Source organism: Brumimicrobium mesophilum (assembly GCF_003025005.1).
GTDB classification, from domain to species: Bacteria; Bacteroidota; Bacteroidia; order Flavobacteriales_D; family Crocinitomicaceae; genus Brumimicrobium; species Brumimicrobium mesophilum.
This window is the reverse complement of the sequence record NZ_PVSS01000005.1, coordinates 144,426-167,882: the sequence shown is the minus strand read 5'-3', so window position 1 is coordinate 167,882 and position 23,457 is coordinate 144,426. Positions and strand designations below refer to the sequence as shown.

The window sequence follows — 23,457 nt, the reverse complement described above, 5'->3', positions numbered from 1 at the left end:
GTGGGTGCAAAGATATAAACTAATTTTATTCCAATGGCATCAATTTGAATTATTTTTTTAAAAATCTTCTATTATCTTTGCCGAGTGGTGAAGAAAAAGACGAAATATTGTGTTGTTGATGCTGGGAATACCCGGATAAAAGTTGTTGATTTTGAGGGTGGTGAAGTGATGAAGGAAACCTTTGTCGACGTAAATGATTACGAAAAAATAAATTTAATAATTTCTTCAAAAAAAGATGCAATTAGCATTTTATCTTCCGTTTTAGATGAAAAACTACGCTTGTGGATAGAACATATCTTGAAACCTAACGTTGTCTTAACAAATAAAACGCCTTTGCCCATTTCAATAAACACATATAAAACTCCAGAAACCTTAGGTGCAGATCGAATAGCGAATGCCGTAGCCGCTAATCACTATTCTAAAACCCCTAACAGTTTAGTGATTGATATTGGAACATGTATTAAGTTTGACTTTGTTCAAAATGGTCAATTTATTGGTGGTTCAATATCTCCAGGTTATTTAATGCGTCTAAAAGCTATGCATCATTTTACTGGTGCTTTACCATTGTTGGCATTAGAAGAACAAAGTAATTTAGTGGGAGATTCAACTAAAAATGCGATGTTATCAGGTGTTTTGAATGGAATTAAGGCAGAGATAGAAGGTTTTATCAATCAATATAATCAACAATATCAACCGTTAACAATTTTTTTAACAGGTGGAGACCTTAAAAGATTTGATAAAGAATTAAAAAATAGCATCTTTGCCGATGATTATTTGACCGTTAAAGGTTTGTATTTAATACTAAAGCACAATGTTTAAAAGTTTATTAGTTGCACTGTTTATTGTAATAAGTGGAAATGCACTAGTACAAATTAGCACCAATAGCCCTTACTCAGCAAGAGGAATTGGAGATCCTAGTTTCTACGGTGATGCTTATGCTTCAGGATTAGGAGGAGCAGCTACTGCTTTATCAGATTCTAGCATAACAAATTTGTTTAACCCTTCAACATATTCTTTGACAGCCAAACAGTTGCCTTTGTTTTCGATGGGAGTAACTCATTTCGAAAAACGATTGGCTAATAATGGAGTAGAATCAGATGCTAGGTATTCTGGAATAACACATTTTGCACTTGTTGTACCTTTTGCAAAAAGATTTGGAATTGCCGCAGGTCTCAAGCCTTTCAGTAGAAGAGGTTATGAAATAAATGATGCTGAAGTTATTGATAGTGATAGTATTTTTTATGACTACACGGGTGATGGAGAAATCCAAGAATTCTTATTGGGTTTTTCAGCTAATCTAATCGACGGAAGAAGACAAAGTTTATCTATTGGTGTTAATGGTAAATATTATTTCGGGAAATTAAATAATGAAAGAAGAGCATATAGAAATGAAAACACAATTGAATCTGGAGGTTTAGATGTTCAATCTCTTCGTGCTAAGGATTTTGGTTTTGAGTTCGGGTTGAATTATGACTTTCGTTTAAATCCGGTGCATAGTTTCAGAGTTGCTGGTGTTTTTAGACCTGAATTGGATTTGAATTTTGTAAAATCTCAAACACGCGTTCATTATTCTAATTATTTAATCCAGTCTACTTATGACACCCTTCTTAATACTGGAGATGTAAGCGGAAATGTTTTTCTCCCTGCTAAAACTAGTGTAGGACTAACATATACATTTACTCCTAAAAATGACTCAACTTCTAGAAGTTCTAAATTACCTTCTTTAATGGTGACTATGGAATATGCTATGCAAGATTGGTCAAATTACAAAGAAAGTTTCAATGGTGAAAACCTTTCAGGACAATATGTAAATTCAACTTCATTAAGAGTAGGAGTAGAATTTGTTCGTCATAGAATTTCAGTGGACCGTTCTGCATACATCAATTTCTTCGATAAATTGAAATACAGGGTTGGAGCTTATAGTGTGAACACACCTTATGAAGTAAATGGAGAACAATTAGTGGATGAAGGGTTTACAGCTGGAATAGGAATTCCTGTTGTAATGGCTAGAGCTGTTTCAACCGTTAATATATCAGGGAGTTACGGTATGATGGGTAGAAACGCAGGACCCGGAGTGTTAAAAGAAAGCTATTATGGATTTAACTTCGGCATAAATATTGCTCCCGGTTATGATAGATGGTTTAGAAAATATAAACTAGATTAATAAAATATAAAAATGAAAATTGGAAAATTAATATTAGGAGCTCTATTTACTTTGAGTCTTGGGCTTGTTAACTATGCACAAGATGGCGGAACTGAAGCTGATGAATGTACAAGATACAAAGCAATTGCAGGTAACGCATATAAAGCAAAAGAATTCGAGAAAGTTACAAGATCATACATAAGAGCACAAAAAGAATGTGGTTCTTTGGAAATGGTTTTTTATAATCCTTTTATTTACTCTGTGCAACAATCAATGAATAATGCAACAGATGAAACAGTTAAAGCGGCATATTTAGATACATTAATCTCGGTGTACGAAACTGCTCAAGCAACTCATGGAGTTCAAAAAGCATGGCAATCTTACCTTGGTTATTATTACATGATGCAAGGTGCACCTGATAACATGAAAAAGGCTGATGAGGCATATCAAATCGGAATTCACCATGAAGCTGAAAAAGTAAATAAAGGATTTTTGCAACAATATTATGTAAACCTTTATAACCTTTGGGTTCAAGAACAAGATGAAAAGGAAAAAGCGAAGTATAAGAAAAGAATCATCACTGAATACTTCAAACTTTCTGATTATGCTAACAAAGGAAATATGGGGGCTGAAATTATCGACTTTGTTTCTGTTTACATGAATAGAGCAGTAACAGATTGTGAGTCTATTCTTCCTGAAATCGAAAGTTTCATGAAAGAATTACCGCAAGAGATTGAATCAAAAAAATCTACTGTAAAGAACTTCATGGCCCTGTTAGAAAAACAAGAATGTACTAGCTCTAAAGTTTATGCATCTTTAGTGGATACAATTATAGCAATCGATCCTTCAGTTGATGCAGTTTTAGCAAAGGCTAAATTGCAAATTAGTAGAGGAAACTCTAGCGGTGCTATAGCAACTTTTAAAGATGCCTTAGATATGGCAGAAGGTGCTGATCAGAAAAGTGATATTGAATATGAAATAGCAAGTGCTTATTTTAGATCTGGTAGTTATAAAGCTGCTCACAGCGCAGGTTTGGCTGTGACTGGTAAGAATTCTGGTAAAGGATATGAAATTGCTGCTAAAAGTGTAAGTTCATTATCTAATAGTTGTGGAGTTTCAACTTTCGAGCGTAAATCAAACTATTATTATGCTGTTGAATTGGCTGAAAAATCTGGAAATGGAGCTTTGATTAGTTCAATGAAAAGTCAGTGTCCAACTTCAAGTGATATCTTTAATGAAGATAAAGCTGTAGGAGAAACAGTTACTTTAGAATGTTGGAGCAATAAAACATTCACCATTAAAACATACTAAACATTGAGTAACATAACGCGTAATATGTATTTGATTCCTGTCATGATTTTCATGACGGGATTCTTTTTTTCATGCGTTAATGATTTAGATAAGGTAAAGAAGATTACCACACACCCTAATAATCCCGATGAAACCAGTGAAATGTTTCATGTGATTTTTACCGATTCGGGTTATGCAACAATTGAAATCTTTGCAACTATTGCTGAAACTTATTCCCAGCCAAGCAAATTAACGAAGTTTAAAGATGGACTAAAAGTTAATTTCTATAAGGACGATGGTACTGTTGGCTCCGTTTTAACTTCTTTGTTCGGTGAAATTGATGATAAAACTGGAAATATCACAGTAAGAGATAGTGTGAAGTTGGTTAATTTGGTTGAAGAAAAGACGCTAGAAACTGAAGTGCTTTATTGGAACAAAAGCGGAGATTCAATTTATACCAATAAGGCCGTTGTGATTACATCACCTGACATGATTCTTTCGGGAATAGGGGCATGGACAACACCTATGTTTGATACGGCTCAGTTTTACAAACCAACAGCAAAAATATTTTTAAAAGATTAATAAATGGAAACTTACAATAAAATAATGCAATTTTTCTGGCTAGGTGTTGGAATTGTAACTATCGTTGCCGTGACTTACTTAGGTTTTACTGAAGGCTTCGAAAGGTGGTCAGGATACTACATCTTTGGTGTTTTTGCTATTCTATTGTTTTTTGTTCGAAGAATAATGATGAAACGAATGGTGAAACACCAGCAGTTTTTAGATGAGCAGAATAAGAAAAAGTAATTGTTAAAACGGTTATCTTGCCATTGTATTTCTAGGTAACTTTCTAGAAGAAGGGTTTATCCTAGATCTTGCTTCAACGTACAGCGATTAAAATTCAGTGACTACGAGATTTTATATCGAGGTTTCATTTTAAATATGATTTTCTTACAATCGTCAATTGATACTCTACCGACCATCTTCAAATTCAACTAATTATTCCTTAACTTTCCCTTTGAACATTTTCTTTTGTTGAATCCTTCATTTCCACTTATATTTGGCGAGGAATTTACATTATTTAATAAATAGCAGCTTTCATATCACATGACTAAATACATCAAATTCATCCTTATTTTCACTTGTTTTCTATTGGGAAATAATGTGTTTGGACAATATGTATTGAAGGGAAAGGTATTAGATGAGAATAATTTAGGTATTCCTTATGCAGATATTTACGTAAAAAATTATGCTGATCTTAGAACGCGGGCAGATGAAAAAGGGAATTATTTAATGCGGCTCCAAGTAGGTGAATACTATATGGTTTTCTCCGCTACAGGTTATGAAACCAGAGAGCATTACATGATTATTAGAGAGGAGGAAAATATGCTTAACATCCAACTTTTTCCTGTTGAAGTAAAAGATCTTGAGGAGTTTGATTTTACTTCTAAGAGAAGAAATGTTGGTCGAGAAATAGTGATGAAATCGGTAGAGAGAAAAAGTAAGTTCGATTACAATCAATACCCGCATACTAGTGAAGTTTACATTCGTGCAAAAGATGAAAAGTCGTTAACCTTAAAAGGTTGGGAGTCTTATTTTAAAGACCAGGACAAGAATGAAGAGGATGCCGGTTTTGACGATATTGAAGAGTTGAAAAGAAAGAAGATGGAATCGCTCACTAACCTTAATATGGTTGAGGTTGAGATGGAGAGAAGCTATGCTCCACCAAACAATATTAAGGAAGTTAGAACAGGTTATAACAAACGTGGTGATGATAGAAATTTGTATTTCACGACAACTGCAAAATCAGACTTTAACTTTTTCCAGAATACATTGTATCTCAATGATTTAAGTAAATCGCCGATTCAATCACCTATTTCTACAGCGGGAATTTTATCTTATAAATACCAGCTCGTTGAGAAGATTGAACGTGATTCTTTGCCCATTTTGAATAAGATCAAGATTTCATCTCGCAGTAGTTCTATTTCAACATTAGAAGGTTTTATTTATATCCAAGACGGTACTTGGCTGGTCGAAAGAATTGATTTTACCATTGTGAAGGGAAACCTTTATATATATGATGAATTTTCAATCTTCCAGGATTTTGAAACCTATGGTGATTCTATGAGTGTATTGAAAAATCAATTCATGAGTTACAATGTGGAATACAAAAAGGAAAAATTTGAAGGAACCACAGTTGTAAACTATAAGAATTACGATTTTAATCCCCAGTTCAAAAAGGGATTCTTTGGAAATGAATTAGCTGTTACTACAGAAGAAGCTTACGAAAGAGATTCAAGCTATTGGTCCAGTAGTAGATTAACACCTTTAACGAGAAAAGAACAAATTTTCATTCGTCAGAGGGATAGCATTGAGAATTTATTTTCAAAATCAAACTACTTAGATTCAGTTGATTCAGTTTTTAATAGGGTGACCTTTTTAAAGGTGCTTTGGTTCGGCATTGACCACAGAAATAGAGCCAAGAAAACACAATGGACAATAAGTTCGCTGGCAGCTACAATGCGTCCAATTTATATTGCAGGTCCAAGAATAGGCCCCGACTTTGATTTCTTCAAAAAGTGGGACAGTGAAAAGACTTTGGATGCATTTGTAAGAGCAGACATAGGTCTTTTGAATTCTGATGTAAAAGGATTTAGTAACATAAGATATCTCTACAATCCGTTTAAACGTGCTAGGGTTGGAGTCAACTTTTCCCATAATTATGACCTTATTAGATCTTATGATGCTCTAACTCAAGTTTTTTTACGTGATAATTTTATTGAAAGTACTTCTGGATCGCTTTACCATGATTTTGAAATTGTTAATGGATTATATTTAGAATCTAATTTCAGTTATATCAATCGCCGTCCTTTGTCCGATGACACAAAATTTATTCGTTGGTTTGATGAAGAATTGGGGAACACTGAACCTCCTAAATTTGAAATATACAACGCCTTAATTGCAGATTTTACTTTGCGTTATACTCCTTTTCAGAAATACATGAGAGAACCGAAAAGAAAAGTGATTCTAGGTTCGAAATGGCCAACAATATATGCTTTTTATGAAAAGGGAGTTCCAGATTTATTTGGGAGTGAAGTAAATCATGATTACCTAAGATTTGGTGTGTTGCAAACTTTTAAAATCTCAACTTTAGGAACTTCAAAATATCATATTACGACTGGTAAATTCTTAAATGACAAAAAAGTTAGAGCGGAAGATATGCAATATCACCGCCGTTCGGATCCAATTTGGTTCTCCAATCCAATGTACTCTTATCAAGATTTGGACTCAACATTACCAACAACAAATTGGTATTTTGAATCACATTATATTCACCATTTCAACGGTGCATTAATGAATAAATTACCTTTAATGAAAAGAACTAGAATTTCAACTGTGGTTGGAGGAGGATATTTATGGGTTCCAGAACATGATTGGACGCATTATGAAGTTTATGCTGGCTTGGAGCGTGTTTTTAAATTGTCCCTGCGAAATTCAAAAAGAAGATTGAGAATTGGAGCTTATGTTGCACTCTCAGATGGGAATCAAATATCACCACGAAGTTCCTTTAAAATCAGTTTCGCAATTTTGGATGAACGAAGTATGAAATTTAATTTTTAATCGCTAAGAATTTTCAATTGCTCAAGACTAAAAACTAATTGATAATTAATTTTTTGGAAGTTTTAGCTATATCAGTTATTATGTCTATAAAATAGGATCCTTTTGTTAAGTCAGAAACTATTATTTTTTGTTCTTTGGATGATTTTACTTTCTGCCCTAATACATCGTAAATTATAATTTCTTCTAAATTGGCATTAGTACTCAATTTTATGTTTATTTCATTAGAAGCAGGATTTGGATATAAATGAACAGATTGAGAATTTTTCAAGTTTTCTGTATTTAAAAGTCTTGAAAAATCAAATACCTTAACTTGTCCTGCATTGTTGCCTATGGAATCATTAAAAAATGCACCCGTTACAATTGTAGTACCATCAGCGGAAATCATATTAGATGCGAAGTTGTCATAAGTGTTATCTCCAACCATGTCATTTCCTAATTGAGTCCAATTACTGCCGGTTCTGTAGAACACTCTAACTTGGCCAGTATAGTAATTTATACTTGTAGCACCTGTTCCTATGGTGTTTCCATCATCTGAAATCGATACACGCCAACCCTCGCTAGCACCACCTTGTTGTCCATGAATTTCCTGACCAACCAAGGTCCAATTGTTAGAAGTATAATCAAAAATTGATGTCGTTCCAGAATTGTTCCCATTTATGTCAGAACCAGCTGCACCAACAATTAGTGTATTTCCATTTCCGGACAAGGCAATTGATCGGCCGAACCTGTCTTCATTTGCTGCTCCATTTAGCGTCTGACCAATTTGAGTCCATACACCGTTGATGTTTTCATACACCATAACATAGCCAATCATTGTAGCACCCGTAGTGTTGTTAATAGAACTAGCAGCAAGTCTGTCCCCTGAGTTGGAAATGGAGACATCATATCCAAATGCTGCATCAATTCCATATCCATTTATATCTTGTCCAAGTTGTACCCATGCGTTTGAAACGAATTCGAAAACCCTAACTTGTCCAGATGCTGAACCATTTTCATCACTTCCGGGAGATGTTATTGCTATAGTTGAACCATCACCGGATAATGAAACTCTTGTGCCCGCTAGGTCGGCCATACTTTTTCCTAAAATAGGTTGACCGAGCATAACCCAATTGTTTGAAACATTCTGGTATACATACACTACACCTTCTGATTGTGAGGAGCCATTATCCAATTTACTCGCAGAAATAGCTATTATAGAACCATCGTTGGAGATGTCAACATGTTTTCCTAATTGTTCCATATAAGAAGTTCCATAAAATCTAGCTCCTACTTGTACCCAGTCGTTTCCAATGTTTGTATAAACTGCTGCACTACCACTGTTGAGGTCGTTTTGTTGGTTACCCGGGGCATTGGCTATAAAGGTTTTTCCATCACCTGAAATCGCAACATATTCTCCAAAGTTTTCCGTTTGAACCTCGCCATAGACTGCTTCACCAACCAAGTCTTGAGTAAATCCACATAAAGAAATAGAGAATAAAAGCGTAAGAATAGTAGTTTTCATAAGTAGTTGTTTATTTCAAAATTATAAAAAAATAGTTAAATATTTAAACTTTTTCACTTCTTAATCCCAATGTTTAGTATAAAATTGTGGGGTAATCCAGTTATATCTCATTATCCTAAATTCAATTTTTCTACAAATATTAAAAAGAATTAAATGCTGGATTGTTAGTTGGTTGTGGCAATTGGTGGATGTGCGCTAAAATACTTATCGGGCATCAAATTACTTCAATATCTTAATTGTTCACCGGGGAATAATGAGATGAAGGGGTAATTTAAGAATGAAATGTAGATTTCTTCCCTAGAATAGAAGTTTCTTATATCTTAATATTCAACCTGTCCCCAACCTGTTGTTCCATTATCGTCATCAGTTATGAATTGGATTGTTATTCCGTCTTCAGAATAAAATCCTTGAAGTGCTTCAATTTTCCCCTCAAATCTCATAGAATCATTGTTGTAAATAGGGTAGCAGGTAAGTTTTTTGTTGTTCAGGTTATCAAGGTCAATTTCTCCCATAAAACTCCCTAAAATATCTCCATCATCTACCCAATCTCTTGTTAATTCGATTGTTGCAGTAAATAATAACTTATTTTGTTCTGCTAAGATAGAAGCTCCAGAAAAACGAGCGGTATCTTTTTGATGTGTTGGCAACTCAAATTGGTTGATTGTAACTGAAAATTGAGAAGTGTCACCCGTGGTAATAAAATGTCTAAATCCATCAAATGGTAAACTATACATTTCATTGTTGTGGCGATTCATTAAATACAGAACTTGATTGTGAAATGCAGCCCCTTCGAGGTTTATTTCATCTTCAGTTAAATTAGCATTTGTTCTTATCCATTGAAAGAATTTTTGTCCTTCTAAGGTTTTAAATTCTTCAGTTCTTGTAGAAAAAGAAATAATGACATCTCGTTTTGGCGATTTCGATCCTGATCCAAAAATGAGTAATAAGGTGTCTTTCTCAAATGGAATACAAGCAATAGATTCAAAATCTGGTTTTACTTTCTTTTTGATACGACCATTTTCAACTTGTGAAGCATCCCAAGCTTGCCATTTGTTTAATATTTCGCCTAAAGGGTTGACTTGAATTAGATAAGGGTCATCATCACCAACGGCATAAAAAGAACCATTATGATAAGCCATTCCTGAACCAGATGAAAAGCTGGGTATTTTTGTGTAATGAAGAACAATTGACTTGTCTTTGATAATTTCAACCGGCTTTAAGGTGGTCCGACTCTCTTTGATTTCACGCTCACTGCAAGCGCAAAAAACCAAAGAAAGAATAAAAACAAACACTTGGCTTAATCTCATGGTATTTTAATTTTTACTGTAATAATAAACATTAGGAGGTGTACCACTTTGTTCACTTAAGGTGAAGTAACCTGACCCATCTTCTGTCCAAGCGAATGATTCACCTTGTGGCTCCAAAGTGTAAGGTAAGGTTTCGGGTTGTCTCTGTAAAGCATCAATTATTGATTCTTGAGGGTTTCTTTCCCAATAATAGATTTTAGTTTTCACCTTAATTCCAATTTGAGAACCATCTGCCGAAATATCTCCTGCAACGGCCCAATTGAAAGGAAGTTGTGCTAATTTTTCTAACTCTGTTCTTTCTCCAATTGCTTGAGGATAACTTGCACGATAAACGATAGATCGATAATCTCTTTTTGAGACAAAATAAAGATCTTTTGTAGTTGGATCAATCATTATTGTTTCAGCGTCCCGAGGGCCATCAGGATAAGTAAATTCCATTCTTTCAATGTCGTTTACGTTCAAATAATGAACACCTGCAGAGTCAAGTTGTGATGCATCTGGTTCTTTGATTCTGTAAACTACAATGTAACCATATTGTGCATCATTGTCACCTATGTCGGCTAAATAAATATAGTTTGTACCATTTTCTGGTCCTGCACCGATACAAATATCTTCGTAATCTCTTGATCCCGCACCAGTGATAAAAAAGTAACCTAAATTTTGACCTTTATCGCCAACCGCATAAAGTCGGTTGGGATGTCCGCTGTCATTGTGAGACCATAAAGCAGAAGGATTAGATCTACTCACTGCCAGTCCAGACGCTTCTGTTAAGGTCGGATGGTTTAATATTCCACCACGTGTAGCGTCTAATTGAAACTCCTGATTCATAGTTAATGAATTCATATCGTAATCAATAACCACGAATTCACTTTTCTCTTCAATGTTTGTGTCAGCATTGGGACTTTCTTCCTTTGTGCAACTTATAATAAGGAGAAATACGATAATAAATGTATTGAATATTTTCATAATGATGTGAAAAATCCGAGACCAATAGAAATTAGTCTCGGATTGATTAAGTTGTTAAATAGTATTAGTAGTGATTGTTTCCACTTCCGTTCATTGGGTATGCACCTAAATCCATGCTTGGTTGGATTACTGAAGGAGCTCTATCACCTGTAGCATGTACCCAGTTAACAGATACTGGAGTAAATGATGTTGTCCCTGCACCTACTGCTGGAGAACCTGCTTGTAGACGTAAGTTAGCTCCGGAGTTTTGATTCATGTTTGTAGGTTGAGCTTCACCTGCTTCGTATTGAGCGTATGTGAATTGGTCAACATCATAATTAGCAAACATTGGGTTGTTTTCGTTAATTTGACCATAGATGTTGTTTGAACCCAACGTAGATAGCGTAGAAGTCTCAGCATCTGTAGGAATAAATTCATCAACCATTTCTTGGTGTGTTGCGTAGTATAAGTTGTTATCAACTGAAATGTTTGGAACATCTGCATCTTCAAGAACTCTAATTCCTCTCTTACAGTTCACGATGATGTTATTGAAAGCTCCTCCACGTGCACCAACTTCAAAGTTAATGTTAGCACCTCTTGACATACCTGGTCTTCTCCAACCTCCATTAATGATTGTATTGTTGTAAACCATGATGTTTGTTTGAACTGTTCCGTCTCCTTCATTTGAAGGTTTGAAAGCATTTGTTGCAGAACCGTAGAATACATTGTATGCGATGTTTCCAATTGTTCCTGCTTTTACGTTTAGTCCATCTCCACCTGTTTCTCCACAGAATTCAAAAGTGTTTCTTACTAAGTTGATTTTTCCTCCAACTGGACGGTAAACATCATCTTTAGATCCATAGAAATGACAGTCTTCTAAAACGATTTCCGTATCTGAACTTAATGTCCAAAGACCATAACGGATCTTACCAGCTCTTGGTGTACCAGGTCCACCTTCACCACCTAAATACTCCATTCTTGTCCATTTTAAATATACTAAATCAGCATCTTCAGAACATTGAATTCCTCCCCAAAGTCCTGCGAAAATGTTTGCTTCTGTTCTTTGGTTAACAGGAACTGAAAATAAATTTGGACATTGCTCAGTACCTAAACTAATTAATGAACCATGAACTGTAATTTCTGGACCGATTGGACCTCCATCACCTTGTGCAATGATCGTAACACATTCTTCTGCTACTATCTCTTCACCTTCTGGAATAATTAAATCTCCAGTTAAAATATACGTTGTTCCAGATTTTAAAACTCCTTTCATAGGACCGCTTAAATTCGTTGTGTTTTCATCGATTGTAACAACGTCTGCCAAAACACCTTCGTCAACTGTAACTATTTCATCTTTCTTACATGCGATAAGAGTTAGGGCGCTAAAACCAAAAACTCCTAAATACTGAATAAATTTTTTCATCTTCTTTTTATTATTTAATGCAAATATGCGGGTATAATTTATTTTGTTTTTTAACTAAATATTAAGTGTATATTTTGTTTCAAAGTACAATGTTACGTGACTATTATTGACTAGTTTTTTGAGTTTCTTTTCTTGTCTCTTTTACTGTATTGGTTCAGGCTGAATTTCAATCCTACTAAATAGGTTTGGAAATAATAATCTTCCCATACCAAAACATCTTTTGAGGAATCTATGTATGGTGCTTGCTCTGGGTTAAAAGTGTTTGGGAGCATTATATCTGCTTGCATCGGTGTGTTAAGCAAGTTATTGACTTTCACATAAGCAACTATTCCAGGTGTGATTCTTTGTTCGAAAGAAAAGTCCATCTGTACAAATCCTCTTTGCCAAATATCATTGTCTAAATATGGTGATACTCCAATTATTCTTCTTCCTGTATAAACTGTTGAAAGTTGAATGTCAGTTCCCGATTTTTGATTCTTATAAAGCAGTGATAAGTTAGAAACATGTGCACTTTGACCTTGTAATGGTCTTGTTTGGTCTTCTTCACGTGAAGTTAAATTTCCCTGATCATCTCTGAATCGAACAATCTTTGAAGTTGTAATTTCAGAATTTGTGTAAGTATAGAAGAAACGGATTCCAAACTCACGTACATATTTTGTGTAATCAAACTCAACACCCCAGTTTGTAGCTGTACCAAAGTTGTTTGATCTTAAGAATATCGCTTGATTCTCTATGAATAAAGAGCGCTCAATCGGATCTTGAATGTTTTTGTAAAATGCACCAACCATTATTTTGTCTAAACGGTTTGAAAAACGTTCATACCTCACATCAAAATTGTCTGCTTTTGTTCTTTTTAAGTTCGGATTTCCTCTTTCTCTGAAATTTTCCTCATTGATTTCATAAGGAATGATCTCAAAAAAGTTTGGGCGACTAATAGATGAGAAGTAAGAAGCTCTAACGTTTGTTTTCTCGTTTGGTAAATATTTAAAGTGTAAACTTGGAAGTACATCAAAATATTCTATTCTCCCTGTTCTTCCCTCAACTTGTGGTGGTGCTTGCGATTCCCATTGAAAGAATGTAGACTCGATTCTTGCTCCCCCCATAATTTTTAATTTCTTCAAATCAAGATTAAACATTCCATAACCTGCCATTACATTTTCAGTTACATCGTAGTTTAGTGGATCTGTTGGTGTTCCTTGTGTATTAAATAATTCCCAAGTGGCATCGTAAGGACTACCAGACCATTCTTGCATTATTGGAATCGTTCTGAAAAGATATTCATCAAAATTACTTGTTCTTGTTTTTAATCTTGACATTCCTCCCGCACTTAACTCTAGATCTTTTCCGAAAATTTTAGGTGAATAGTAAACATTGGCATATCCAGCATAATCTTGGTCAGTATTGTTCATCCATCTTCTTGTATAATCTGTGTCATACATGATTGGGTCTTGAACGAAATTTCCATCACTATCTTTTACAATTGCCGTTATCCATTGTAGTTCTGCCATGTCAGGATCGTCATTTGTGGCTAATGATGCCACTGCAGACCAATCGGCTTTTATTTTTGATCCGAATTTATGCGTCCCTTGTAATGTTGCATTATAAATTCCTTGATAGGTTTGCCTAGAACGTTCTCTCATTTCTATTCTACCTGTTCCAGGACCTTGACCTCTTCCTATACTTAAAATTGTATCCGTTCTAGTTCTTGTTTCGAATTCATCAAGATTTACCGCAGCCATGTATAAATCTAATTTATGGTTCTTGTTGAATTGATAATCTAATTTCGCGTGAACCCCTGTTCGAATTTGTTGGGAAGAGAATTGTCTTACTTGAACTCGTGTATAGTAAGGTGTGTTTTCTTCTTGATTTACAAACATGTCCATAAACATGCTTTCAGATCCACGAAATGTGTTTTGGTAACTTCCTGCCACAAGAATTCCTAATTTGTTATTGAAGAATCTGTTTCCAATCGTTAAGTTGTAAACTTGGTTTAAAGCTGGTCTTACATCTTCAAAATCAACATTGTTTACCTGGAAATCATCAATGGTTGCAATGTAATCATTGCCGTTGTCCATTCTAGGTGATAATTTGTTGGTGTTTGAACGGTCGAAAGAACGATAGTCATTATTCAACCACATTTGGCTGTATCCTGTACCAATGTTTGCATTTACTGTAAAATGATTGGGTGCATTTTTCATTTTCATGTCAATCACACCTCCCAAAGCATCACCTTCCATATTTGGAGTTAATGCTTTCGTTACCTCCAAACGATCTAATAAATCAGAAGGGAAAATATCTAAAGGAATATATCGGTTTCTTGGATCTGGACTAGGAATTTTTATACCATTCACTAAAGTATAATTATAACGTTTGTCCATACCACGAACAATTGCGTGCTGACCATCACCATTGTTGTTTCTTTCTAAAGAAACTCCAGAAACACGCTGAACGACATTTGCAACGGTAATGTCTGGTGAAACTTCAATTTCTTTTGCCGAAATCACGTTCAATACATTCATTGCATTTTTCTCTGTTGCTCTCGCACTAGCTTCTGAATCAATCGATCGATTGGCAATAATTGATACTCCTTCTATTTCTGTGACTTCAGAAGTCAATAAGATTTTGATTTCTGTATCTGAAGAAATTTCAATTGTTTGCTTGTAGTTTTCATAGCTAATGAAGGAAGCAGTTAATTCATAATCTCCCTTTGGAATATTCTTAATAATGTAAGAACCATCCAAGCCTGAAATTGCACGGTAATTCGTCCCTGTTAATATAATTTTGGCTCCTGTAATAGGCTGTTCTGTTTCTTTTTCAAATATTTTCCCACTTAATGTGTGCGTTTGTGCACTTAGTGTTAAGCTTGTAAATAAGAGCAGTGAAATAATGAGTAACTTCTTGAAAATCATCGTAAATAGTTTCTGATATTAATTTTGTGCAAAGCTATTCAGTAAAAATTCACTTATGGTTCTAGTTAATTTATCATTGCTTTATTTGTATGTTAAACCTGTATTAAATCGAAGGCCGATGTTTTAGAAATCCGAGAATTATTTTAGTTATGTGTGGTTTTTTTTAAAAATAAAAAGAGTTATTCATGAAAATGATAGAGTTGATTGTCGTTTGATAGGAGTGAAGTGCTCAGTTTTTTTATTGTTTATTTGCAATGTAGAGTTGCACGGACGCACGCCTCTGCATTTCATATAAACGGGTCCCCATGGAACAAATAACCATTCCGGCGGTTTGATAAAACCAAACCACAAAAAAAAGGAACGCCTTTCGACATTCCTTTTCATTAAATATATTCTAAATTCTGATTTTGTGGAGTAGAATTTTCGATAGCAAGGCACTCATAGTTTTTTATAATAGTAAGTTGACTTTTGTCAATGTCTGTTTATAAAACTTTGAGTAACGCCGATAACGGAAATTATAGCCCCAACAAAACTTGGATAGGATCTTTCCCACCAAAAATCATTCTCTCCGGATTCTCCAACATTTCCTTAACTTTCACTAAGAAACTTACAGATTCTTTTCCATCGATAATTCTGTGATCATAAGAAAGCGCTAAATACATCATTGGACGAATTTCAACTTTTCCATCAATTGCTACTGGACGCTCAACAATGTTGTGCATTCCAAGAATTGCAGATTGTGGTGGGTTGATAATTGGTGTCGACATCATCGAACCAAAAACACCTCCGTTTGTGATTGTGAATGTTCCACCAGTCATTTCGTCTGGAGTAATTTTACCATCACGTGCTTTAATCGCTAATCTTTTGATTTCTGCTTCAATTTCAGCTAAGGTCATTTGCTCTGCATTACGCACAACAGGAACCATTAAACCTTTTGGAGAAGAAACGGCAATTCCGATATCTGCATAATCGTGCATAATCATTTCCTTACCATCGATTTGTGCATTCACAGAAGGGAACAAATTCAATGCTTCTGTAACCGCTTTTGTGAAGAACGACATAAATCCTAAATTCACTTCGTGGTGATCAGCAAATGCTTTTTTGTACTTCGTTCTTAAGTCCATGATTGGCTTCATGTCCACTTCGTTGAAAGTCGTTAACATTGCTGTTTCGCTTTTTACAGCTACTAAACGCTCTGCAACTTTACGACGTAACATAGACATTTTCTTCGGTGTCTTATCACGAGTTCCTCCCCAACCAGAAGTAGATTCAGCGTTAAAACCAGCAGCCATTGCGTCAACAACATCTTGTTTTGTGATGCGACCATCTTTACCTGTACCAGAAACTTTGTTTGAAGAAACATTGTTCTCCTTCATAATTTTTGATGCAGCAGGCGAAGCAGTTCCTTTCGCATAAGAATCTTTTGATTCAGTAGCAGGAGCTTCTTCCTTCTTGGTTTCTTTCTTTTCTTCTTTTACCTCCTTAGCAGGAGCTTCTTTTTTCTCTTCTTTTGGAGCTTCCTTTTTCTCAGGAGCTTCGGCAGAGGTGTCAATTAAACAAACTACTTGTCCAACGTTTACGGTGTCACCTTCTTCTGCTTTTAGGGTAATAATTCCCGCAGCTTCAGCTGGCAATTCCAAGGTTGCTTTATCAGAATCAACTTCTGCAATAGTTTGGTCTTTCTCAACGTAATCTCCATCTGCAACAAGCCATTCAGCGATCTCAACTTCTGAAATCGATTCTCCTGGGCTTGGTACTTTCATTTCTAGCATTGCCATCTTTTCTATCTAATTTTATTTAGCAGCTACTGCCGCATATTGGAATAAGTTGTCGTATAGTCTTTTTAATCTTCTCAAATGGATTTCTTTTGCTCCAGCTGCTGGTGCTGCAGAAGCTTTACGCGAAACACCTTTTAAATTAATATGTCTCATGTTCATGGCCATATAAACCCATGCCCCCATGTTTTCTGGTTCTTCTTGTCCCCAAATTATGTTTTCAGCATTTTTATATTTAGCTAAAATTGCATCAATTTGTTTCTGCGGAAGAGGGTAGAGTTGCTCTACACGAACAAAAGCCATGTCTTCAACTCCACGTTTTTCAGCTTCTGCAATAAAGTCGTAATAAACCTTTCCAGAACATAGAACAACGTTTGTTGCGGTTTCTTGAATGTTTCTTGGATCGTCAATAACTTCTTGGAAGCTACCTGTTGCCAATTCTTCCATTGTTGAAACAGCTTTAGGGTAACGCAATAACATTTTAGGTGAAAACACGATTAAGGGTTTTCTGAAATTACGCTTCATTTGTCTACGTAAAGCATGGTAGTTATTGGCAGGAGTTGTTGTGTTGACCAATTGCATGTTCAAATCTGCACAACTTTGTAAATAACGTTCCATTCTTGCTGAAGAATGTTCAGCTCCTTGACCTTCATAACCATGAGGTAATAACATCACCAATCCTGATTGTACATTCCATTTATCTTCTCCAGCTGAAATAAACTGATCAATGATAATTTGTGCACCATTCATGAAGTCTCCAAATTGCGCTTCCCAAATCGTTAATCCATTAGGTTGTGCAATTGAATATCCATATTCATATCCTAAAACTCCATACTCTGAAAGTAGAGAGTTGTAAATTGTCATTTCAGCTTGATTCTCTTCAAGTAAATTTAAAGTGATAATCTCTTCTTCTTCATCTTCAGTTTTCACTACTGCGTGACGGTGAGAGAAAGTTCCACGTTCAACATCTTGTCCAGAAACACGAACAGGGTGGCCTTCAACCAATAAAGTGGCATAAGCAAGCATTTCTGCCATTCCCCAATCCAATTTATCGCTTTCAATCATTTTTAAACGGTCTTTAAACAGCTTTAAAACTTTTCTGAAAATTTGTTTTCCATCTGGTAAAGTTGCTATTTTCTTTCCGAGTTCGATTAATTTAGCTTTTGGAAATTTAGTGTCAATTACTTTTTCGAAATCTGCCTCCTCAGCATAGTCGAAGTCCTTCCAGATATCATCCAAGAAGTTTGTAACAATGACTTTGTTTTCTTTTTTAGAAGCTTCAAATCTTGCGTCTAATTTACCTTCTAATTCATTTTTTATAGAAGTGTCATGTGCTTCATCGATAACACCTTCATTGATCAATTGAGTTTTATAAATCTCTCTTGGGTTCGGGTGCTTAGAGATTTTTTCATACAATTGTGGTTGAGTAAACTTAGGCTCATCACCTTCGTTATGTCCATATTTTCTGTATGAAAGTAAATCAATAAAAATGTCTTTATTGAATTTCTGTCTGTATTCTAAAGCAATGATAAATGTTTGAGCTACTGCCTCTACATCATCACCATTTACATGGAATACTGGACTTAAAGTCGTTTTCGCAATATCTGTACAGTATGTACTTGAACGACCGTCTTTATAATTCGTTGTAAAACCAACTTGGTTATTTACAACAATATGAATTGTTCCTCCAGTTCTATAGCCATCTAATTCAGCCATTTGAATTACTTCATAAACTACTCCTTGAGCAGCAATTGCAGCATCTCCATGAATGATAATTGGAACTATTTCTTTTTCTGATTCTAAATAATCATCGATTTTTGCTCTTGTGATTCCTTCCACAACTGGTCCAACAGCTTCTAAGTGAGAAGGGTTTGGAGCCAAAGTCAATTGAAGTTTTTTATCTCCAATTTCAATGTTTCGGGTCAATCCTAAGTGATACTTAACATCACCATCAAAAGTGTCGTCATCATCGAATTCTTTTCCTTCGATTTCTCCGAAAAGTTCTGTAAGGTCTTTATCGAAAATATTTACCAAAGTGTTTAAACGACCTCTGTGTGCCATCCCAACAACGAATTCCTTCACGTTAAGGTCTGCACCTCGACGCACCATTTGGTCAAGTCCTGAAATCAAAGACTCACTACCTTCAACTGAAAAACGTTTTTGACCAACATATTTTTTCTGTAAAAACTGTTCGAAAAGAGTTGCTTCACTTAGTTTTCGGAATATGTTCTTCTTGTCATCACTTGTGAATTTCGGTCTTTTATCCAATTCCAATTCATCTAAAAACCATTGCCTGCGCTTTGGATTTCTAATGTAATGAAATTCTAAACCGATACTTTCACAGTATGCACTCTCCATGTGAGCAACAATATCTTTCAATGTTGCTGGGCCTAATCCAATTTGGCTACCAGCTTGAAAAACTGTGTTTAAATCACTTTCTGAAAGATCGAAATTTTCGATCCCAAGGTTTGGTGCATAGTGTCTTCGTTCTCTCACAGGATTTGTGTGAGTGAAAAGATGACCTCTTCTGCGATAACCTTCTATTAGATTTACAACTTTAAATTCTTTTTGAAAATTTTCTGGAACTTCACCACTATCTTCATAGTTAGTTTGTCCAAATTCGAATCCTTCGAAAAATTTTCTCCACCCTTCGTCTACGCTGCTTGGGTCATTTTTGTACGTGTTGTACAAGTCGTCAATTGCATTAACGTCGGCGTTACCTATATATGATACTTTGTCCATGTCATTTTTTAACATTATCCGGATTAGCAAATTTACAATATTATTAGACTTTAAACGCTAAAATCATCGAAATTGTTCATTATTTCGACGAATTGAACTTAAATCAAACCTAATTTATATTGTCTTTTAAATTTCACTTTTTGTGCAGAACGCATTAAAAGCATTTTTGATAATTCTGCTACAGGATTATTATTATTTCTAAAAACCGCTTTCACCTTATCTTCGGGCAAGTCAGAAACATACAGAAGTTGGTCAATTCGATTGGAAGATGATCTCATAATGAGTTCAATTTCCTCCGATAATCTATTTTGAAATCTTTCAAAAGTGAGTAAATCTTCTTCAGAAAATTCGATTAGGACTCCAACTTTAGCAAATTCTTTGCAGAGTTGTGAAAATACTTCCGATGCAAAATCACTTTCAGTAAATGCTTCTATTAATTCTGAATTGTCTGCTTTATCTAAATTTTTCATCTTTGATTTAAATTATCCTTTTTCAAAATTTATCTCTATTTCATTGAATTGACTAATGTAATAATAAGAAATGCTTATTGACTCCATATTCTAAAAAATTGCTTGAGGATTGGTTCGGAAATGGAGTTAATGTGTCGTCCCTTCAGGACTTAATTATAACCTTGATTCAAAAGCCTGGGACTTTAGTCCTAGGCTTTTGAATGTCGTCCCTTCAGGACTTTATAATGATCTTGATATAGTTACTGTTGACTTTCATCCTCGGTTAACCTATGTCGTGCCTTTGGTACTTAATTTTAACTTGGAAGTAGCCTTAAGAATGAGTAATTTGAATCTTGAAGGGACAGAATGATACAACCTAGGAGGTAACTGGGTATTTATTGCAAGTCGTGCCTTCAGGACTTTATAATGATCTGGATATAGTTATCGATGACTTTCATCCTCGGTTATTGTATGTCATACCTTTGGCACTTGATTTTGACATGGAAGTAACCTTAGGAATGAGTGAATTGAGTTCTGAAAGGACAGAATGTGTTAATCTAGATTGTTATTGTTTATTTATTGCACATCGTCCCTTCAGGACTTTATAGTGATCTGGATATAGTTACTGTTGACTTTCATCCTCGGTTAACCTATGTCGTACTATAGGTACTTAATTTTGACATGGAAGAAACCTTAGGAATGAGTGAATTGAGTTCTGAAAGGACAGAATGTGTTAATCTAGATTGTTATTGTTTATTTATTGCACATCGTCCCTTCAGGACTTTATAGTGATATAGTTACTGTTGACTTTCATCCTCGGTTAACCTATGTCGTGCCTTTGGTACTTAATTTTGACATGGAAGAAACCTTAGGAATGAGTGATTTGAATCTTGAAGGGATAGAATGATACAACCTAGGAGGTAACTGAGTATTTATTGCAAGTCGTGCCTTCAGGACTTTATAATGATCTTGATATAGTAACCGAGGACTTTCATCTTCGGTTATCGTATGTCGTGCCTTTGGCACTTAATTTTAACTTGAAAGTAACCTTAGGAATGAATGATTTGAGTCCTGAAGGGACGAAATGATTTAACCTAGGAGGTAACTCCTAGGTTAAATCATGAGGAAGTGTTCAAAGTCCTGAAGGGACGACATACTAAAAAATCACCCCATCTCAATCCCAAACGTAATTTTCGTCATAAACCACCTTATACTTTTTCAAGAAAGCACGATATTCTTCTTGAAAAGATTTCTTTCGATGGTGTTCATGTTGATTCTCAATATATTTTATCACTATATCAGTTTCCGATGGATTTACTGAAAACGAACCATACCCTCTCTGCCAAGAAAAATTTCTCAAACTCTCATCCTTCGTTTTCATCCATTTGGATGAATTGGCTTTGATTTTTTGCATTAAAACCATAAAAGCTATTTTTGGTGAATGCATGCATAGGATGTGAATATGATCAGTATAACCACCAACTATTAAAACCTTACATTCCAAACTATTGCAAATCCCAGCTATATATGCATGAAGTTCTTTTTCAAAAGGGGGATGAATTAATGGCTCTCTATTTTTTGTGCTAAATACAATATGTATGTAATGATTTGGTAATGATTGTGGCATGGTCTTTTGTTTTTATGAATTTACGACTTTTTATCAAGTTATGCAATTACAGCTCTGATAAAAATAATCGAGAGAATTAAAGAGAATTAAAAAACTATATGTAGTCCCTTCAGGACTTTATAATGATCTTGATTAAGTTGCCGAGGACTTTCATCCTCGGTTATCGTATGTCGTACTTTAGGCACTTAATTTTGACTTGAAAGTAACCTTAGGGTTGAGTGATTAGAGTCCTGAAGGGACGGAATGATTTAACCTAGGAGGTACCTCCTGGGTTAAATCATGAGGAAGTGTTCAAAGTCCTGAAGGGACGACATATTAAACCGCATTCTTGCATTGAAAACTAAAAACATTAAATTCGCACTGAAAATCTGTAAGAATGAAAGTGTTTAAATTTGGTGGTGCTTCTGTGAAAACAGCAAACGCAGTGAAGAATGTTAAATCGATTTTAGATCAATTTAAAAACGACGAATTGTTTGTTGTGGTTTCCGCAATGGGAAAAACGACCAATGCGATGGAGAATATCGTTAAGGCGCTTTACGAAAAAAACACCGATGATTTTTGTGCCTTAGTAGAAGATCGAAGAGAATTTCATTTAGATATCATGAATGGACTTTTCGAAGACAGTTCTCATCCTGTTTTTGATGAAGTAGAAGAGATTTTTACGGAATTAATTGCTCAAAAAGACGAGCGATTAGTTGAAAACTACAATTACCAATACGACCAAATTGTTTCATTAGGTGAAGTGCTTTCAACAAAAATTATCTCAGCATATTTGTCTCTTTTTGAAAATGATGTATGTTGGACAGATGCAAGAACTTTCATCAGAACAAACAATGCCTACAGAAAGGCAGAAGTGGACTGGGAGAGAACTCAAAAATTAATGAGTGCTGAATTGAAGTCTGGAGAGTGCAGAATTTCTGTTACCCAAGGGTTCATTGGTCACACCAAAGAAGGATTTACCACAACTTTAGGTAGAGAAGGATCAGATTTTACCGCCGGAATTATCGCTTATTGTACGAAGGCGGAAAGTGTAACCATCTGGAAGGACGTTCCTGGAATGTTGAATGCTGATCCAAAATGGTTCGAGAACACAGTAAAACTTGATAAGATTTCTTTCAAAGAGGCCATCGAACTTTCTTATTATGGAGCATCGGTAATTCACCCGAAAACAATAAAACCACTTCAGAATAAGAATATTCCTTTATATATAAAGTCATTTTTAGATCCCGAAGCGCCTGGGACAATTATTCAAGCTTCAACAGAAAATGATGATTTAGTTCCATCTTTCATATTTAAAATTGACCAAGTTTTACTTTCTATTACGCCAAAAGATTTTTCCTTTGTTGTTGAAGAAAATCTAAGCGATATTTTCAAAAAACTAGCTTTATCAGGTGGACACATTAACGTCATGCAAAATTCAGCAGTAAGTTTTTCTGTGTGTTTGGACATCAACAAAGATGAATTGAATCATTTAGTAGAAATGTTGAGCGATGAATACGAAGTGCGCTACAACGATAATTTGGAATTGGTAACTATTCGCCATTATGACCAAGCAACAATTGATCGTGTAACCAAAGGTCGTGAAATTTTGATGGAACAAAAAACGAGGCAGACGGTTAGGATTGTGATGCGGAATTTGGGTTGATTATGAATTGCGAATTAAAAATTACGAATTCTTTAGAATCATAAATCAACATGTATCGTTCATAATTATTCGCCTCAAAA

At 35.1% G+C, this 23,457-nt stretch carries 16 protein-coding genes; 7 read left to right on the top strand and 9 right to left on the bottom strand.

Annotated features, from left to right (window positions below):
• The first annotated feature begins 84 nt into the window (after positions 1-84).
• The 6 genes from C6368_RS06745 to C6368_RS06720 all read left to right on the top strand — a co-directional run bounded on the left by C6368_RS06745 (position 85) and on the right by C6368_RS06720 (position 7,054).
• Complete coding sequence (locus C6368_RS06745) at positions 85-819, top strand: type III pantothenate kinase (protein WP_159038479.1); 735 nt, start codon at positions 85-87, stop codon at positions 817-819.
• Complete coding sequence (locus C6368_RS06740) at positions 812-2,164, top strand: LPS-assembly protein LptD (protein WP_107038426.1); 1,353 nt, start codon at positions 812-814, stop codon at positions 2,162-2,164. Before C6368_RS06745 ends, C6368_RS06740 begins: the two co-directional genes overlap by 8 nt.
• A 12-nt stretch (positions 2,165-2,176) precedes the next feature.
• Positions 2,177-3,454, top strand: coding sequence for a hypothetical protein (locus tag C6368_RS06735; RefSeq protein WP_107038425.1), 1,278 nt, complete (start codon positions 2,177-2,179; stop codon positions 3,452-3,454).
• 3 nt (positions 3,455-3,457) lie between these two features.
• A complete protein-coding gene (gene lptC / locus C6368_RS06730; RefSeq protein WP_159038478.1) occupies positions 3,458-4,015 on the top strand; it encodes an LPS export ABC transporter periplasmic protein LptC in 558 nt (185 codons plus the stop codon).
• Positions 4,016-4,018: 3 nt separating this feature from the next.
• Entirely contained in the window at positions 4,019-4,240 is a 222-nt protein-coding gene (locus C6368_RS06725) for a hypothetical protein (protein WP_107038423.1), read from the top strand.
• A 300-nt stretch (positions 4,241-4,540) separates the two neighbouring features.
• Positions 4,541-7,054, top strand: a complete 2,514-nt coding sequence (locus C6368_RS06720; protein WP_107038422.1) for a DUF5686 family protein — start codon at positions 4,541-4,543, stop codon at positions 7,052-7,054.
• A gap of 34 nt (positions 7,055-7,088) precedes the next feature.
• Here C6368_RS06720 and C6368_RS06715 read toward each other — a convergent pair whose 3' ends face one another.
• The 9 genes from C6368_RS06715 to tnpA all read right to left on the bottom strand — a co-directional run bounded on the left by C6368_RS06715 (position 7,089) and on the right by tnpA (position 21,732).
• Complete coding sequence (locus C6368_RS06715) at positions 7,089-8,555, bottom strand: T9SS type A sorting domain-containing protein (RefSeq protein ID WP_107038421.1); 1,467 nt, start codon at positions 8,553-8,555, stop codon at positions 7,089-7,091.
• Between the two features lie 320 nt (positions 8,556-8,875).
• Positions 8,876-9,862 (bottom strand): DUF6929 family protein, encoded by a 987-nt coding sequence (locus C6368_RS06710; RefSeq protein ID WP_107038420.1) that lies wholly within the window; start codon positions 9,860-9,862, stop codon positions 8,876-8,878.
• Between the two features lie 6 nt (positions 9,863-9,868).
• A complete protein-coding gene (locus C6368_RS06705) occupies positions 9,869-10,828 on the bottom strand; it encodes a hypothetical protein (protein WP_107038419.1) in 960 nt (319 codons plus the stop codon).
• A gap of 64 nt (positions 10,829-10,892) precedes the next feature.
• The gene (locus tag C6368_RS06700; protein WP_107038418.1) at positions 10,893-12,230 is read right to left on the bottom strand and encodes a hypothetical protein; all 1,338 of its coding nucleotides are present in this window, start codon (positions 12,228-12,230) and stop codon (positions 10,893-10,895) included.
• Between the two features lie 110 nt (positions 12,231-12,340).
• Complete coding sequence (locus C6368_RS06695) at positions 12,341-15,139, bottom strand: TonB-dependent receptor (protein ID WP_107038417.1); 2,799 nt, start codon at positions 15,137-15,139, stop codon at positions 12,341-12,343.
• 515 nt (positions 15,140-15,654) lie between these two features.
• The gene (gene odhB / locus C6368_RS06690; protein ID WP_234369095.1) at positions 15,655-16,911 is read right to left on the bottom strand and encodes a 2-oxoglutarate dehydrogenase complex dihydrolipoyllysine-residue succinyltransferase; all 1,257 of its coding nucleotides are present in this window, start codon (positions 16,909-16,911) and stop codon (positions 15,655-15,657) included.
• Positions 16,912-16,932: 21 nt separating this feature from the next.
• Entirely contained in the window at positions 16,933-19,656 is a 2,724-nt protein-coding gene (locus C6368_RS06685) for a 2-oxoglutarate dehydrogenase E1 component (RefSeq protein WP_107038515.1), read from the bottom strand.
• A 98-nt stretch (positions 19,657-19,754) separates the two neighbouring features.
• Complete coding sequence (locus C6368_RS06680) at positions 19,755-20,126, bottom strand: hypothetical protein (protein ID WP_107038415.1); 372 nt, start codon at positions 20,124-20,126, stop codon at positions 19,755-19,757.
• Between the two features lie 1,153 nt (positions 20,127-21,279).
• The gene (gene tnpA / locus C6368_RS06675) at positions 21,280-21,732 is read right to left on the bottom strand and encodes an IS200/IS605 family transposase (protein WP_107038414.1); all 453 of its coding nucleotides are present in this window, start codon (positions 21,730-21,732) and stop codon (positions 21,280-21,282) included.
• A 376-nt stretch (positions 21,733-22,108) separates the two neighbouring features.
• On the opposite strand from tnpA, the gene C6368_RS06670 reads away from it, so the two are divergent.
• Positions 22,109-23,377, top strand: coding sequence for an aspartate kinase (locus C6368_RS06670; protein ID WP_107038413.1), 1,269 nt, complete (start codon positions 22,109-22,111; stop codon positions 23,375-23,377).
• Positions 23,378-23,457: the final 80 nt, after the last annotated feature.